The sequence below is a fragment of the Nocardia sp. NPDC059177 genome (genome assembly GCF_042755165.1).
In the GTDB taxonomy this organism is placed as follows: domain Bacteria; phylum Actinomycetota; class Actinomycetes; order Mycobacteriales; family Mycobacteriaceae; genus Nocardia.
Genome location: NZ_JBHZBX010000017.1, coordinates 46,029 through 61,871 on the forward strand (window position 1 = coordinate 46,029; position 15,843 = coordinate 61,871).

At 70.1% G+C, this 15,843-nt stretch carries 12 protein-coding genes; 6 read left to right on the forward strand and 6 right to left on the reverse strand.

The features are described 5' to 3' along the window. Positions 1-29 precede the first annotated feature (29 nt). From ACFXK0_RS20985 to ACFXK0_RS20995, 3 genes are all read left to right on the forward strand, one after another. On the forward strand, positions 30-3,872 hold the full coding sequence (locus ACFXK0_RS20985) for a hypothetical protein (protein ID WP_379412210.1): 3,843 nt from the start codon (positions 30-32) through the stop codon (positions 3,870-3,872). A gap of 66 nt (positions 3,873-3,938) precedes the next feature. Continuing rightward, positions 3,939-5,798 carry a PspC domain-containing protein gene (locus ACFXK0_RS20990; RefSeq protein ID WP_379412211.1) on the forward strand — a complete coding sequence of 620 codons (1,860 nt, stop codon included), beginning with the start codon at positions 3,939-3,941 and terminating at the stop codon, positions 5,796-5,798. Then, positions 5,791-5,994: a hypothetical protein gene (locus ACFXK0_RS20995; protein ID WP_379412213.1), complete on the forward strand. Its 204-nt coding sequence runs from the start codon at positions 5,791-5,793 to the stop codon at positions 5,992-5,994. Before ACFXK0_RS20990 ends, ACFXK0_RS20995 begins: the two co-directional genes overlap by 8 nt. A 54-nt stretch (positions 5,995-6,048) precedes the next feature. On the opposite strand, the gene guaA is transcribed toward ACFXK0_RS20995, so the two are convergent. Beyond that, positions 6,049-7,623 (reverse strand): glutamine-hydrolyzing GMP synthase, encoded by a 1,575-nt coding sequence (gene guaA / locus ACFXK0_RS21000; RefSeq protein ID WP_379412215.1) that lies wholly within the window; start codon positions 7,621-7,623, stop codon positions 6,049-6,051. 93 nt (positions 7,624-7,716) lie between these two features. Here guaA and ACFXK0_RS21005 point away from each other — a divergent pair, with 93 nt between their 5' ends. Next, entirely contained in the window at positions 7,717-8,517 is an 801-nt protein-coding gene (locus ACFXK0_RS21005; RefSeq protein ID WP_379412217.1) for an alpha/beta fold hydrolase, read from the forward strand. Here ACFXK0_RS21005 and ACFXK0_RS21010 read toward each other — a convergent pair. Beyond that, on the reverse strand, positions 8,514-9,668 hold the full coding sequence (locus tag ACFXK0_RS21010; protein ID WP_379412218.1) for a GuaB3 family IMP dehydrogenase-related protein: 1,155 nt from the start codon (positions 9,666-9,668) through the stop codon (positions 8,514-8,516). The two genes, ACFXK0_RS21005 and ACFXK0_RS21010, sit on opposite strands and share 4 nt — an antisense overlap. Before the next feature lie 194 nt (positions 9,669-9,862). Further along, entirely contained in the window at positions 9,863-11,407 is a 1,545-nt protein-coding gene (gene guaB / locus ACFXK0_RS21015; RefSeq protein ID WP_379412220.1) for an IMP dehydrogenase, read from the reverse strand. A 218-nt stretch (positions 11,408-11,625) separates the two neighbouring features. Between guaB and ACFXK0_RS21020 the strand changes: the two genes are divergently transcribed. Next, positions 11,626-12,039 (forward strand): DUF5319 domain-containing protein, encoded by a 414-nt coding sequence (locus tag ACFXK0_RS21020; protein WP_022567296.1) that lies wholly within the window; start codon positions 11,626-11,628, stop codon positions 12,037-12,039. Between the two features lie 125 nt (positions 12,040-12,164). Here ACFXK0_RS21020 and ACFXK0_RS21025 read toward each other — a convergent pair whose 3' ends face one another. From ACFXK0_RS21025 to ACFXK0_RS21035, 3 genes are all read right to left on the reverse strand, one after another. Beyond that, on the reverse strand, positions 12,165-13,184 hold the full coding sequence (locus tag ACFXK0_RS21025) for an anti-sigma-D factor RsdA (RefSeq protein WP_379412222.1): 1,020 nt from the start codon (positions 13,182-13,184) through the stop codon (positions 12,165-12,167). A 109-nt stretch (positions 13,185-13,293) separates the two neighbouring features. Further along, positions 13,294-13,872, reverse strand: a complete 579-nt coding sequence (locus ACFXK0_RS21030) for a sigma-70 family RNA polymerase sigma factor (protein WP_379412224.1) — start codon at positions 13,870-13,872, stop codon at positions 13,294-13,296. Between the two features lie 157 nt (positions 13,873-14,029). After that, on the reverse strand, positions 14,030-14,863 hold the full coding sequence (locus ACFXK0_RS21035; RefSeq protein WP_379412225.1) for a hypothetical protein: 834 nt from the start codon (positions 14,861-14,863) through the stop codon (positions 14,030-14,032). Positions 14,864-15,484: 621 nt separating this feature from the next. Between ACFXK0_RS21035 and ACFXK0_RS21040 the strand changes: the two genes are divergently transcribed. Continuing rightward, on the forward strand, positions 15,485-15,778 hold the full coding sequence (locus tag ACFXK0_RS21040; RefSeq protein ID WP_022567299.1) for a WhiB family transcriptional regulator: 294 nt from the start codon (positions 15,485-15,487) through the stop codon (positions 15,776-15,778). Positions 15,779-15,843: the final 65 nt, after the last annotated feature.

The following is a 15,843-nucleotide window of genomic DNA, read 5'->3' on the forward strand; positions in this document are numbered from 1 at the left end:
CCGGTCGTTTTCACCGAACGGGGGGTTCCTTGACCATCACCGATCCGGAGAGTTCTTCGCCGCGCGCGCTTTTCGCCCAGCGGTTCGCCGAACTCTATGTCGCAGCGGGTAATCCGACCTTGCGGCGCGTCGCCGCGCTCACCGAGCGGCGCATGCGCGGCACCCAGGCGAGTACGCCCTCGGCCCAGCGGATCAGCGACTGGAAAGCCGGCCGCAACGTGCCCGCTCGCTTCGAATCCCTGCTCCCAGTGGTGCTGACGCTGGCCGAACTGGCGAAGAAGGCCCAGCGTGAACTGCCACGCAGGCTCGCCGACCCGCACGAATGGCAACGGCTCTGGCAGGAGTCGGTGACCTGGACCGCGCAGGCCGGCGACGGCGACACCTGCCCCTTCCCCGGTCTGCGCGCCTTCCGCGCCGAGGAGCGGGCGCTGTTCTTCGGCCGCGAACAGGCCACCGCCGAATTCGTCGACCTCGTTCGCGCCACCACCGGCATCGTGGTGCTGATCGGCGCCTCGGGCGCGGGCAAGTCCTCGCTGCTGGCGGCCGGCCTGCGCCCCGCGCTCGACCTGCGCACCGCCGCGATGACCCCCGGCGCGACACCGGCCGCCGCGCTCACGACCGCACTCGCCGACGATCCGCGTGTGCTGCTCGTCGACCAGTTCGAGGAACTGTTCACGCTCTGCCCCGACGACGCCGAACGCGCCGCCTTCCTGGCCACGCTCGCCGAACTCACCACCCGCCCCGAGCGCCCGCTGACCGTCGTCGTGGCCCTGCGCGCCGACTTCTACGAACGCTGCCTGCACCATCCGGTGCTGCGGGACAGCTTGCAGCGCAACAACTATCTGCTCGGCCCGATGTCGATGGACGAGATCTCGCGGGCCATCACCGGGCCTGCCGCCGCCGCGGGCCTCACCCTCGAACAGGGCATGGAAGAACTCGTGCTCACCGAGCTGCGCGGGCTCGGCGGCCACAGCAGCACCGACGGCTACGACCCCGGCGCCCTGCCGCTGCTCTCGCACGTGATGGCCGCGACCTGGCAGCAGCGCGAGGGCCGCAAGCTCACTGTCGCCGGGTACCGCAAGGCCGGCGGCGTGGCGGGCTCGGTCGCCGAGACCGCCGAGCTGGCCTGGAGCGAGCTCACCCCGGCCCAGCAGGACGCCGCCCACGAACTGCTCGGCGCGCTGGTCACCGTCGGCGAGGACTCCCGCGACACCCGGCGCATCGTCGACCGCGCCGACCTGCTCGCCCACAGCGGTGATCCCGAGGCCACCGCCGAGGTGCTGGAGATCCTCGCCGCCGCCCGGCTGCTCGCCCTGGACGCGGACTCGGTGCAGTTCGCCCACGAGATCGTCCTCACCGCCTGGCCCCGGCTGCGCGGCTGGATCGAGACCGACCGCGTCGGTCACCTGGTCCGGCAACGGCTGGAACGCGATGCGTCCGAATGGGCGGCGGCCGAGCAGGATTCGGCCCTGCTCTATCGCGGCACCCGGCTCGACAACGCCCGCGAACACACTCGCGACACCGCCCTGAGCCCGCGCGTGGACGCCTTCCTGCGTGCCTCGCAGCGGGCCGCGCGGATCGGCGGGCGCTGGCGGATCGGGGTGGCGGCGGTGGTGGTGGCCTTGCTGGGCACGGGTGTCGTCGCGGTCGATCGGAGCAGGCTGGCCGATCAGCGCACGGCCGACCGGGACTACATCGAACTGGTGGCGGCCGCGCAGCGCAACCGCGACGTCGATCCGTCGCTGGCGGCGCAGCTGCTGCTGGCGGCGTACCGGATGCGACCCGACGACGCGACCGAAACCCAGCTGCTGAACAGCCAGGAGCTGCCGCTCGCCGTCACCGTGGCCGCGCACAGCTCCCGCGTCCGGCGGATCGCCCACCGCCCGGCCGACCATCTCCTCGCCACGATCAACGAACAGGGCGAAACAGCCTTCTGGAATATCGAGGATCCCACCCGGCCGCAGCGAATGCCCGCCACCGACCAGCTTCACGCCGGTGAGCTGATCTTCATCCCAGGCAGTTCCGACGCCGTCACCTACGGTACGAACGGTGTCCAGCTCTGGGACCTCGCCAGTCCGCAGTCCCCTCGGCTGTTGCACACCATCGACACCGGTGAGTACCGGACGATCGCCGTCGATCCGACCGGAACACTCCTGGCCGTGACGGGCGGGGCGGAACTCACGCTCTGGGATATCAGCGATCGGCGCCGGCCACGGCGCGCGTTCACCACCGCGCTGGGCGATGACTTCCACAGCGTCGAGTTCGCCCCGCGTGGCGCGATGATGGCGATCGGTACCGGGACCACGAACCCGGACCTATCCGACACCGTGCAGTTGTGGAAGATCCAGGACCGGACGAACGCACACCCGATCGGCCCGCCGATATCCGTGGCGCCGGGCGATTTCCTGCACGAGTTCGCGTTCAGCCCGGACGGGACCCGGATGGCCGTGGCGAGCAGCGGCGTGCTGAAGACCGCCGCCACGCCGTCGAGCCGGGTCCAGCTCTGGCAGATCAGCGATCCCGCACACCCACGAGTACACGACGCGCCGATCCGGGTGGACGACGAGCTGGTGTCCGCGCTCGCCTTCTCCGGCGACGGCAACCTGCTCGCCGTCGGATCCGACAGCGCTGTGCAGTGGTGGAACATCATCGAGCCGGACCGGCCCCGTCCCGCCGGACCGGCGATGTCGACGAGCCCGACCGCGTGCCCGGTCGACCAGCTCTCGCCGTGCCTCGGCGGTCCCACCGCACTGCTGTTTCTGCCCGGCGCCGAACCCTTGCTGTTCGCGGGCAGCACCGACGGGCTGCTGCGCGGCTGGTCGACCCCGCGCACGACAGTGGACATGGCGCGCGGCGGGACCAGGCCGACCTTCGATCGGCGCGGCGACCGGATGGCGATGTTGACGGTCACCGGTGATGTCGTGGTCTGGGATACCACCGGCCCGAATCCGGTCCGGCTGACCACGATCGCCGGTGAGCCCGATCGCACGACACCCGCGCTCAGCGCCGACGGCCGCACGCTGTCGGTGCACGATCGGTCCGCCGGTCAACGTCTCGTGTTCGACCTCACCGATGCGCGCGCACCCCGGCCACTGCCGTCCTGGCCGACCGGGAAGGACGCCTGGTATTCGCTGGTCGCCGGCGACCGGATACTGGTCATCAACGAGAAGTCGGTGCAGGTCTTGGGCATCACCGACCGCACGACAACCCCGCTCGGTCCCCCGATCACCGCGCCCATCGGCGCGGTCTACTCCGGCACGCTCAGCCCCGACGGCAGCCGGGCCGAACTGCTGTTCTACGAACACCACGACGGCGGGCAGTCGCGCTATATCCGCCAGATCTGGACCTTGGCGGACCCGGCGCACCCGCGCCTGGCCACCCAGTCCGATCTCACCGGCAACGAGATCTTCCGACCGTCGATGTTCCTGCCCGACAACCGGACCCTCGTGAGCGTCCGGTCCGGTGAGATCGGCCTGTGGGACACCGCCACAGCCGATGCTTTCATCCCGCTACTCGACTCGAAGCGCACCGAGATCGCACCGTTTTCCACGGTGTCGGCCACCGCCGACGGCACCAAGCTCGCCATCTCGGGCTACGACGGCACGACCGCGCTGTGGGACCTCACCGATCCACCGGCTCCGCGCGGCCTCGGCGGGGCAATCGGACCGGCTGACAGATTCAGTCGCGGCGCGACTCTGCATCCCCGGGGCGACCAACTGGTGCTCGTCTCCGACGACGGGCAGATCGGCTTCTGGGATCTCGACGCCGAGCGGGTGGCCGAGCGGATCTGCGCGCGCACCGGCGGCCAGCTCACCCAGGCCGTGTGGCGCGGTCAGGTGCCGAATGTCGACTACCGCCCACCCTGCGCCTGAGAACCGGGCAATTCTCAGGGTTCCCCCCGATGTGCGAACGACCCGTGCGGGCACACCATGGAGAACATGACCAGAACGAGCTTCGGTGACCAGATCCAGCAGATGTGGCACACGCGGCCCGTCCGGCTGCCACGGCAGGGGCCGATCGCCGGCGTGGCGGCCGGGTTCGGGCTGCGGTACGGGGTGGACCCGGTGCTGTTGCGCGTGGCGTTCGTCGTCTCGACGATCTTCGGTGGCGCGGGCATCGTGCTGTACCTGCTGGCCTGGCTGGTATTGAGCTCGGCGGGTAACGAGGCGTCGGCCGCGCAGACGCTGTCCGATCACGCCCGCAGCTCGCACTCGCAGACCAAGACGATCGTGCTGATCGTCGCCTTGGCCATCGCGGTGTCGACCATGGGCCCGATCGGGCTCGGGATGGGCGGTTCCGGGGTGCTCAGCATGGGGCTGATGCTCGCGGGCTGGTGGATGCTCTACCTGCGTCATCCCGAACTCCCCGCCGGCTTCGACGCCTACCGCATCCCCCCGCAGGCCGGCTACCCCGCCGCCGGGTACCCCACCGGTTCCCCGGTCGGCGCCTACCCCTACCGTGCCGACGTGTCGACCGGGATGTACACGCCGTACACGAAGCTGCCCGACGCCTACGTCCCCGATCCCGCGACAACCGTCCTGCCGCGCGAGGAAACCCGCACGGACACAGCCGAATCCACCCCCTTGCTCCGCGTGGACAGCACCGAGACGATCGTCCTGCACAAAGACACCAGCACGTCCCCTGATTCCGCCGGACCCACCGAAACCACCAGCGCCTCCGCTGATTCGGCAACCATCGAGACCGCCACGGACACCGCTTCACCATCCGCGCCGGTCACGACCGAATCGCCCTCTCCGGCAGTGGGACCGGCCGGTACCGAGGAAGTCGAACCGTTCACGTCCGGGACGACCGGCCCGATCACCGCCGACCCGGCCACCGATTCCCCTGCGGCGGAAGCGGTCCGGCGTGACGCATCCGATGACTCGGCGGCAACGCGCGCCGTCGCGGACAGTTCGCCGAATGCCACAGCAACTCCCGCGCAGCCTGCCCGTCCCGTAGCACCGGTCGAGTCGACTTCCGCAGTCGATCTCGATAAGCCGGAAGCGAATTCACCGGAGCCGGCCGGCCGGCCGGACATCGACCCGGGCCCGCCCGACGGTGGCGCGACAGCGGTCCTGCACAAGGACCCCCGCGGCCCACGTCTCGCCGCCCAGGTCCCCCAGGGCTGGGACCCCCTGGCAGTGGCCCCGCTGGCCTGGGAACTCCCCGAAGCCGCCCCGCGCTACGCACCGGTGGCACCCCCACCACCACCCGCGCCGAAACGTCCGCGCTCGCGGCTGACCCCGGTCACCATCGGCCTGGCCATCCTGGCCGCCGCCCTCGCCGGTGCCGCCGCGGCCTCCGGGCTCGAGTGGATGACTCCGGCGCGCATCGCCGCCATCGCGCTGGCCGTGGTCGGGCTCGGGCTGATCGCGGGTGCGTTCCTACGGCGCGGATACGGGCTGCTGGTGCTGACCGCGCCGCTGGCCGGGTTCGTGCTGCTGGCCTCGCTGATCGGGCCGATCGAATTCGACGGCGCCACCATGGGTGAACGCACCTGGGCGCCCACCTCGGTCACCGAGCTCGAACCGAGCTACGCGGTCAACATGGGTTCGGGCACACTGGATCTGCGCGGCATGACCCTCACCGAGAACCGGGCCGTCGAGGTCTCGGTGAACATGGGTGAGGCGATCGTGCTGCTGCCGGAGTCGATGACGGTGCGCACGACCTGCGAGGTCCGCGCCGGTGACGCCGCCGGCTGCGTCGAAGGGCTGACCGGGCCGAAGACCCCGGACGCACCGGTTCTCGACCTGAAGGTCGATGTGCGGATGGGCAGTGCGGAGGTGAACCGTGGCTGACTCGACCGATACCGAACGCCGTCCGGCCTTCTCCCTGCTCTGGACCGGCCTGATCGCCCTGGCCGTCAGCATCTGGGCGCTGCTCGGCGCACCCACTCCCGACAGCGGCGTCTTGCCGGTCGGCTGGGGCGTGATGATCGCCGCCAGCGTCATCGGCCTGCTACTGGTGCTCTCACCCCGCCGCAAACGGCACTGAACGCACCTGTCGACTGAGAATGGCCCGTCGCGATGACGGGCCATTCTCAGTTGCTCATTCCCACTCGATGGTGCCCGGCGGCTTGCTCGTCACATCGAGCACGACCCGGTTGACCTCGGCGACCTCGTTGGTGATGCGGGTGGAGATGCGTTCGAGCACCTCGTAGGGCAGGCGGGTCCAGTCCGCGGTCATCGCGTCCTCGCTGGAGACCGGGCGCAGCACGATCGGGTGACCGTAGGTGCGGCCGTCGCCCTGCACGCCGACCGAGCGGACATCGGCCAGCAGCACCACCGGGCACTGCCAGATCTGCTTGTCCAGATCGGCGGCGGTGAGTTCCTCGCGGGCGATGGCGTCGGCCTGGCGCAGCAGGTCCAGGCGGTCGGCGGTCACCTCGCCGACGATGCGGATGGCCAGGCCGGGGCCGGGGAACGGCTGGCGGGCGACGATTTCCTCGGGCAGGCCCAGTTCGCGGCCGACCGCGCGGACCTCGTCCTTGAACAGCAGGCGCAGCGGCTCGACCAGGTCGAACTCGAGGTCGTCGGGCAGGCCGCCGACATTGTGGTGGCTCTTGATGTTGGCCGTGCCGGTACCGCCACCGGATTCGACCACATCCGGGTAGAGGGTGCCCTGCACCAGATACTCGACCTTCGGCGCGGTGCCGTCGCCCTGCTCGAGCACGATGCCGCCGACCGCGTCCTCGAAGGAGCGGATGAACTCGCGGCCGATGATCTTGCGCTTCTCCTCGGGATCGGAGACGCCCTTCAGTTCGCCGAGGAACTTGTCCACCGCGTCGACGGTCACCAGTTTGGCGCCGGTCGCGGCGACGAAGTCCTGCTGCACCTGTTCGCGCTCACCGGCACGCAGCAGACCATGGTCGACGAAGACGCAGGTCAGCCGGTCACCGATGGCGCGCTGCACCAGCGCAGCGGCGACCGCGGAGTCGACACCGCCGGACAGGCCGCAGATCGCGTGCCCGTCACCGATCTGCTCACGCACACCGGCGATCAGCGACTCGGCGATATTGGCGGGCGTCCACTGCGCCGGAATGCCGGCCAGGTCGTGCAGGAAGCGGCTGAGCACCTGCTGGCCGTGCGGGGAGTGCAGCACCTCGGGGTGGTACTGGACACCGGCCAGGCGGCGCGCCCGGTCCTCGAACGCGGCGACCGGTGCACCGGCGGTGGTGCCGGTGACCTCGAAGCCGGCGGGGGCGTCGGTGACGGCGTCACCGTGACTCATCCAGACCGGCTGGATGGTCGGCAGGCCGCCGTGCAGCACACCGCCGTCGATATTGAGTTCGGTGCGGCCGTACTCGCGGGTGCCGGTGTGCGCGACGGTGCCGCCGAGTGCCTGCGCCATCGCCTGGAAGCCGTAGCAGATACCGAACACGGGCACGTCGATTTCGAACAGCCGCGCGTCGAGTTGCGGTGCGCCCTCGGCGTACACGCTCGACGGGCCGCCGGACAGGATCACGGCCAGCGGCTGCTTCTCGGCGATCTCCTCCACCGTCATGGTGTGCGGAATGACCTCGGAGAACACCCGGGCCTCGCGCACCCGGCGGGCGATCAGCTGGGCGTACTGCGCGCCGAAGTCGACGACGAGGACCGGTCTCTGAGTTTCTGCCACCGCCACAGTTTAATGACGCCGCACAGCGGGCAAGCAGCGGGCACAGCTCCCGACCCATTCCTTGCGCGCATGTCGGTGGGGCTGGCTATCCTCGTGCACGTGCCATTCGCCCGCGCGATCGATGCCGACATCTACTACGAGGACAGCGGTGGCACGGGGCCGGTGGTGTTGCTGGCCCACGAGTTCTTCATGGACCGCACGATGTTCGCCTCGCAGCAGGCCGCGCTCGCCCCCGAATTCCGCATCGTGGCCTGGGACGCGCGTGGGCACGGCCGCACCAAGGATCAGCGGCTGCCGTTCACGTACTGGACCGCCGCGCGCGACGCGCTCACCGTGCTGGACTCCCTCGGCGTCGAACGCGCCGTCGTCGGCGGCACCGCCCAGGGCGGTTTCACCGCGCTGCGTACCGCGCTGGTCGCCCCCGAACGGGTCGCCGCGCTCATCCTGATCAGCACCGAGGCGCACGGCCCCACCCGCGAACAGTCCCGCGCCACCCAGCGCTTCCTCGACGAATGGCACGACCGCGGTTCGCGCGAGGAAGCCGCGGGCCGGCTGGCGGACTGGCTGATCGGCGACGACGACTGGTACCGCGACATCTGGACCCGCCGCTGGGCCGGCGACGCGCACAACGGCCTCGACGCCGCCGTCGGCTGCCTGCTCGGACGCGATTCGGTGCTCGAACGGCTGCGCGAGATCACCTGTCCCGCGCTGATCATCCACGCCACGCACAGCGGCATCGCCGGTGACCGGGCACGCACCCTGGCCGACGGGCTGACCGCCTCCACCTTCGTGGAGATCGACGGCGCCCGCCTGGCCGTGACGATGACCCACCCGGAACCGGTCAATACCGCGATCGCCCGGTTCCTGCGGGACCGGGTCTCGCTGACCCCGGCGCGTTAGCGGACGCTGAGCCCGACCTTCTGGAATTCCTTGAGGTCGGAGTAGCCGGCCTTGGCCATCGACCGGCGCAGGCCGCCGACCAGGTTCAGCGAGCCGAACGGGTCGTCGGAGGGGCCGTAGAGCACGCGCTCCAGATTCGGGCGGGCGACGACGCCGTCGGGGCCGTCGAGCCAGGACTCGTCGACCGGCAGGAACGAGCCACGCGGCACCGAGGGGTGCGCGGTGGCCGAGGGCCAGTACCAGCCGCGTCCGGGCGCCTCGGCCGAGACCGACAGCGGCACACCGAGCATCACGGCGTCGGCGCCGCAGGCGATGGCCTTGGCCAGCTGGCCGGAGGTGGCGACATCACCATCGGCGATGACGTGCACGTAACGCCCGCCGGTCTCGTCGAGGTAGTCGCGGCGTGCGGCGGCGGCGTCGGCGATGGCGGTGGCCATCGGCACCCCGATGCCGAGCACCTCACCGGTGGTGGTCGCGCCCGGGAACGAGCCGTAGCCGACGATGACGCCCGCGGCGCCGGTGCGCATCAGGTGCAGCGCGGTGCGGTGATCGCTGACGCCACCGGCCACGACCGGCACATCCAGTTCGGCGATGAAGGTCTTGAGGTTGAGCGGCTCACCGTCGCCGACGTGCTCAGCGGAGATGATGGTGCCCTGCACCACCAGCAGATCCACGCCGGCCTGCACCAGCGCGGGGGTCAGGGCACGCGCGTTCTGCGGGCTCACCCGCACCGCGGTGGTGACACCGGCCGCACGCACCTGCGCGACCGCCGCGGCCAACAGGTCGGGTTGCATCGGCGCGGCGTGCAGTTCCTGCAGCAGCGAGATGGCCTTCTCGTAACCCCCCTTGTCGACCAGATCGAGGAGCTGGTCGATCTTGGCCTGCACGTCGGCGTGCCGCGCCCACAGCCCCTCACCGTTGATCACCCCGAGGCCACCGCGGCGACCCAGCTCGATCGCGAACTCGGGCGAGACCAGCGCGTCGGTGGGATGCGCGAGCACCGGGATCTCGAAACGGTAGGCGTCGAGCTGCCACGCCAGCGAAACCTGCTTGGACGAACGAGTCCGCCGCGAAGGCACGATATCGACGTCATCGAGCTCATAGGTCCGCCGAGCGACCCTGCCCATACCGATTTCGACCATGTCACGCACAGTTGCTCCTGTGTTGTTGGAGCGCTGGCGCGCTCGAGTTCGCGGCCCCGCACGGGCCGCCGCTGCGCGGCGACCCCTCCTCGAGGTCGGGGTGTGCGGGCTGGGAATGCGATCGGTGGCGGACTCGGAGCCAGCCTGCATTGCCCTCGTGCGCCGGGAGCGTACCTCCCGGCGCACAAACGCATCTATTGTACTCAGCCGCGGCCGGTGTAGTTCGGGGCCTCGACGGTCATGGTGATGTCGTGCGGGTGGCTCTCCTTGAGGCCCGCGGCGGTGATCTGCACGAACTGGGCGTTCTGCAGGTGCTCGATGTTCTGCGAGCCGGTGTAGCCCATGGCGGCGCGCAGGCCGCCGACGAGCTGGTGGATCACCTGGTTGACCGGGCCGCGGAACGGCACGCGCCCTTCGATGCCCTCGGGGACCAGCTTGTCCTCGGCGAGCACGTCGTCCTGGAAGTAGCGGTCCTTGGAGTAGGACTTGGCCTGGCCGCGGCCCTGCATGGCGCCGAGGGAGCCCATGCCGCGGTAGCTCTTGAACTGCTTGCCGTTGACCAGGATCAGGTCGCCGGGGGCCTCGGCGGTGCCGGCCAGCAGCGAGCCGAGCATCACGGTGGAGGCGCCGGCGGCGATGGCCTTGGCGACGTCACCGGAGTACTGCACGCCACCGTCGGCGATCACCGGCACACCGGCCGGCTTGCACGCGGCCACGGCCTCGAGAATCGCGGTGATCTGCGGGGCGCCGACACCGGCGACCACGCGGGTGGTGCAGATGGAGCCGGGACCGACACCCACCTTGACAGCGTCCACGCCCGCCTCGACCAGCGCGGCCGCACCCGCGCGGGTCGCGACATTGCCGCCGACGATCTGGATGCGGTCGCCGACCTCGGCCTTGACCTTGGACACCATCTGCAGCACCTGCGACTGGTGCCCGTGCGCGGTGTCGACGATCAGCACGTCGACCCCGGCGTCGGCCAGCGTCATCGCGCGCGACCAGGAGTCCTCGCCGACGCCGATCGCGGCGCCGACCAGCAGGCGGCCGTCGCGGTCCTTGGTGGCGTTGGGGTACTGGTCGGTCTTGACGAAGTCCTTGACCGTGATCAGCCCGCGCAGGCGGCCGTTGCCGTCGACGATGGGCAGCTTCTCGATCTTGTGGCGGCGCAGCAGGCCGAGCGCGGCCTCGGCGGTGACGCCCTCCTGGGCGGTGATCAGCGGCGCCTTGGTCATCACCTCGTCGACGCGACGTTCCTGGTCGACCTCGAAGCGCATGTCCCGGTTGGTGATGATGCCCACCAGCGAGCCGGTCTCGTCCACCACGGGCAGACCCGAGATGCGGAAGCGCGCGCACATCGCGTCGACCTCGGCGAGGGTGTCGGTGGGGCGACAGGTGACCGGGTCGGTCACCATGCCCGCCTCGGAACGCTTGACGGTCTCCACCTGGGCGGCCTGATCGGCGGCCGCGAGGTTGCGGTGCAGCACACCCATGCCGCCCGCCCGCGCCATGGCGATGGCCATGCGCGCCTCGGTGACGGTGTCCATGGCCGAGCTCACCAGCGGTGTACGCAGGGTGATCTCCCTGGTGAGCCTGCTGGAGGTCTCGACGGAGCTGGGGATGAGATCCGAGGCGGCAGGCAGCAACAGCACGTCGTCGAACGTGAGGCCGAGCATGGCGATCTTGGTCGGATCGTCGCCACCCGTAGGAGGGCGCACCGCGATTCGTTCGCCCGACACGGGATTACTCATTCGGATCGACCCCTCCTGGTCGTCGGTAGCAACGTACGCCGAAAGCTGCGATGCGCCGATGCTGAGCGGAAAAGATTGATGGTCGGTGAGAACAAGCTCGCCGACGCCTGCATTCCATGGTATCCGGCGGGCAATCCCGGACGCGAAGTGAGCCCTTCCGCAAAACTTGCCCGGTGCATCGCTGGCGCAGACCACCAAGTACTGCGTACCGTGGGGATGTGCGTGACCATCTACCACCTGGCCTGCCGCCGGATCCCTTCGCCGGAGACCCCTCCGACCCGTCTGCCGCGCTCGATGCGATCGAGCCCGGTGAGCCGCTGGATCCTCATGAGCGCCTCGCGGTCGAGGAAGATCTCGCCGACCTCGCCGTCTACGAAGCCCTGCTGGCCCATCGCGGGATCCGCGGCCTCGTCGTCAGCTGTGAGGATTGTCGGCAAGATCACTACCACGACTGGGACATGCTACGGGCGAACCTGCTGCAGCTACTGGTCGACGGCACCGTCCGTCCCCACGAACCGGCCTACGATCCGACCCCCGAGGCGTATGTCACGTGGGACTACTGCCGCGGCTACGCGGACGCCTCGATGAACGAGGCGTTCCACGGCGACGGATTCGACGGCTTCGACAACTGAGCCACCGCACGGCTTCGTTCCCCCGCTCCGGTCACGCGTGCGCGGGGGACGATCCGGCGGGCACCCGAACACGACGAAGGCCCCGAACCACTGGTTCGGGGCCTTCGCTGTCGAGGGGGGGGCGATCAGGAAACCGGTACCGACGGCGGCAGCGGCAGGATCGTCAGCGCGGGCGGTGTCGGCAGTGTGGGCGGCACCGTCGGCGGTTGCGGAACAATCGTCGTCGGTGCCGCGGTCGGCACGGTGACCGGCGGCTCGACGACGGTCGTCGGCGGCGCGGTCGGCACTGTCGGCTCGACCGTGACCGGCGGCGGTGTCGTCGGCGGGGTGGTCACCGGCGGTTCCGACGGCTCGACCGGCGGAGTGACCGGCTTGGTCTCCGGGCCGGGGGTCAGCAGGATCGTCGGTGGTTCACTCGGATCGGTCGCGCCGGAACCGGTGCCAGGGTCGGTCCCCGGTTCGGTCGGCGCGAGCGGAGCCGTGGTGGCCGGATTCGGCGAGGGCTGCGGTTGCGCCGGCTGCGCGGGGGTAGTCGGCTGCCCACCGGGCGTCGACGGCATCGTCGGCGACAGCTGCGCGCCGATCTCCGGTGCGAGCTTGACCAGCTGCTCGCGCAACAGGTTCCAGCGGGCGAGCAAATCGTCACGCTTGGCTTTGTCGTCGACCTGGACCGCGGTGGCCGATGCCTGCTCCAAGCGGGCGCGAGCCTGCTCCGGATCACCCGAGTCGAGCAGGTTCTGCGCGGCGAGCAGGTCGTCGTCGGCGTACTGCACGACTGTCGACTGGGCCTGTTCGCTGAACACGACCTCCTTGACCCGCCACAGCGGATCGCCGGGGGCGGCGTTGTAGGAGAACGCAGTGATGCCGCCGAAGACCACGGCCAGCGCCGCGGCCGAAGCCAGCAGGGGGCGCACCAGCCGCAGGCCTCCGCGCGAGGATGCTCCGACGCGAACCTGCCGGGCGCCGATCTCCTGGTTGACCGCAGCGAAGACGGTATCCAGATCGGGGCCCGCCGGCATCGGCTCGGCCAACAGGTCGGCTCGCCAATCCGCGAGCAGCGACGCCAGCTGGAACTCTTCGGGGCTGTCGGTACGAACCGTTCCGTCGCTGGCGATCGCGTCGATCAGCGCATCGTCGCTGCGCACCGCCGCAATGTCGACCGGACTGGAATCACCGGCATCCTCGACGGCAGAGGGACCGCTGTCGTGCGACCCACGCCAAACCTTCCGGTCGCCTCGACCGCGCTCGCCATCCCTAGCCATACATTTCACCTGCCCTCGCCACTTGTGACTTCAGTTTCGCGAGTGCCCTGTGCTGGGCTACTCGTATCGCCCCCGCCGTGCTGCCCACGGCGACTGCGGTTTCTTCTGCCGACAGACCCATGACCAAGCGCAGGATCAGGATTTCCCGATGTTTCTCGGGGAGTGTCGCCAGCAGAGTGTTCATCTGCCTGCTCGTCTCCGAGTCGAGAGCTCGCTGCTCCGGTCCTTGGTCGGTGGATATGACATCTGGTACTTCGGCCATCGCCTCCGCCTTGTTACGGGCAGCGTTGCGATGGGCGTCGGCGACCTTGTGCGAAGCGATCCCGTACACGAAGGCCATGAAGGGCCGACCCTGATCCTGATATCGGGGCAGGGCGGTCATCACAGCCAGACAGACCTCTTGCGCAACATCATCCGCGGAGAGCTGTCCGCGCTCCGCGGCACCGATCCGGGCACGGCAGTAGCGGACTACCAACGGCCGGACCAGTTCCAGTACCCGAGCTAAAGCGGCCCTGTCGCCCTGCGCAGCCGCAGCGACGGCGAGGTCCAACTCTTCGCCCATATGCGTCATCGTCAGAGATTTTCCTGGCGTTACGAGTGGCGCGGTCAGATGTGACCGAGCTTCCACCGAAGTGGCGGAACGGAACTAACAATAGCGACCCTTCGATCACTCGCCAGCCACCCTGCACCCTTCTGCGTGAGCTCTCAGGAAGATCACCGGCGGCGGATCAGTGAGTCAGCAGGATGAAATCCCCACCCAGCTCCCGGATTCGTGCCGCATGATCAGCGGCTTCGGTCGCGGCGCGGCCCGCCGCGCCCGGTTCGGCGACGCCTGCGCGCAGCATCGCGGTGGCCCAGCGCAGCGGCAGCAGACCGTGTTCGCGGCAGTCGGCGTCGACCAGCGCGGCCAGTTCCGCTGCCGCGGCGCGCTCCCCCGACGCGGCGGTGGCCGCGGCGACCAGCAGCGCCGATTTCACCCGGTGCCGCACCGAGGGCAGTGCCGCGGCGAGGTCGGCGGCCGTGCGGGCATCGCGCAGCGCGGGAGCGGCGGCGCCGCCGGCGAGCGCGGTCTCGGCGCGCACCCAGTGCCACCGCACCCTGGCGCGCGGTGGCGCGGTGTCGAGCAGCGGTTCGACCCGGCCGAGCAGGCGGTGCGCCAACGCGAGGCGGCCGGTGCCGAGGGCGTCGGCGGCGAGGCCGGTGTAGGCGTCGGCCAGTGCCTCGGCACGGGCGGTGCCTGCGGCGGCGCGGGCGAGGGTCGCCGCGCGGCCGTCGTAGGCGGCGGCCGCGGCGTGTCCACCGAGCTGGCGCAACAGCGAGCCACCGGTGCTCCCGACGAGCGAGCGCAGGCCGGGATCGAGGCGGGTGCGGGCGAGTGCGCGCAGGTCGGCACGGGCGGCGGCGTAGTGGCCCTGGGCGCCGAGGGCGACGGCGCGATGCCAGCGGGCACGGGGGTCGGCGGGCTCCGGCAACTCCGCAGCGCCGCGGCCGGGCGTCGGCCCGAAGGCTGTCGCAGCGAGTATTTCGGATCCGATATCCCCGGGTGAAGCCGTTGTCTGCACGCCGAGACTGTAGCGGCCACCGGTTCCCCGGCGTTGCCGTGATATGCCGCGACGGCCATGGATCAGCTACCCGTCAGCTTTTCTTTCGCGGTGCGATGTTGCCATCAGGTAAATCTCCGCCGGTCCCCGCCGCTACCGCAAAGTCTCGAATTCACATGCGTTCCGCGCAATTAACCTCGACGCCCCGATTCGGCCATGTGCCCGGTGGCCGCCCGCCGGGCCCGATGTGACCCGCGACACCGTCGGCCGGCCTGGCCCGGCGCCGCGAACCCACCCCTGACCGGCGCGACCTGGGAAAACAGCGAACGGCTCATGCGGCGCGACGCGCTCGATCCATAGCCAACCGAACAGTATGGACGGACCGAGTGTGAAATGTAAACAGTGTGCAGGTTAAATTTCAGCGTTGGCGATTTGTGAAAGCAATGCGCCGAACTATTGACGGAAATTCCCGCGTGCACCTAACGTAGCTCACCGTCACGGTAGGCGCCGCGCGAAATTGCAGCGACCCGCACCGGTGACACCGTCAGGCACCGTCGAGCCGGCCACCGCCGAGGTGGCATCGAGACCTGCCGCACCACTCGCTCGACAACGCTGACGAGCTCGCACCACAAGGAGTTCACCATGCCCATGCCCACCCACCTTCCCGGCCCGAACGCCGACGTCTGGGATTGGCAGATGCGTGGCTCGTGCCGCGGCCAGGACTCCGCCGTCTTCTTCCATCCCGACGGCGAACGCGGCCGCGCCCGCACCGCGCGCGAGATGCGCGCCAAGGAGATCTGCCGGGCCTGCCCGGTGCTGATGCAGTGCCGCACGCACGCACTCAAGGTGAGCGAGCCGTACGGCATCTGGGGCGGGATGTCGGAGACCGAACGCGAGATGCACGCGCGCCGCAACCGGCGTCGCATGGCCGTATAGATACTTCGGCAAATCAACTCCCATCCGCCCGGCGTGGCGTGCCGAATCTCTAGCAAACAGCTGGC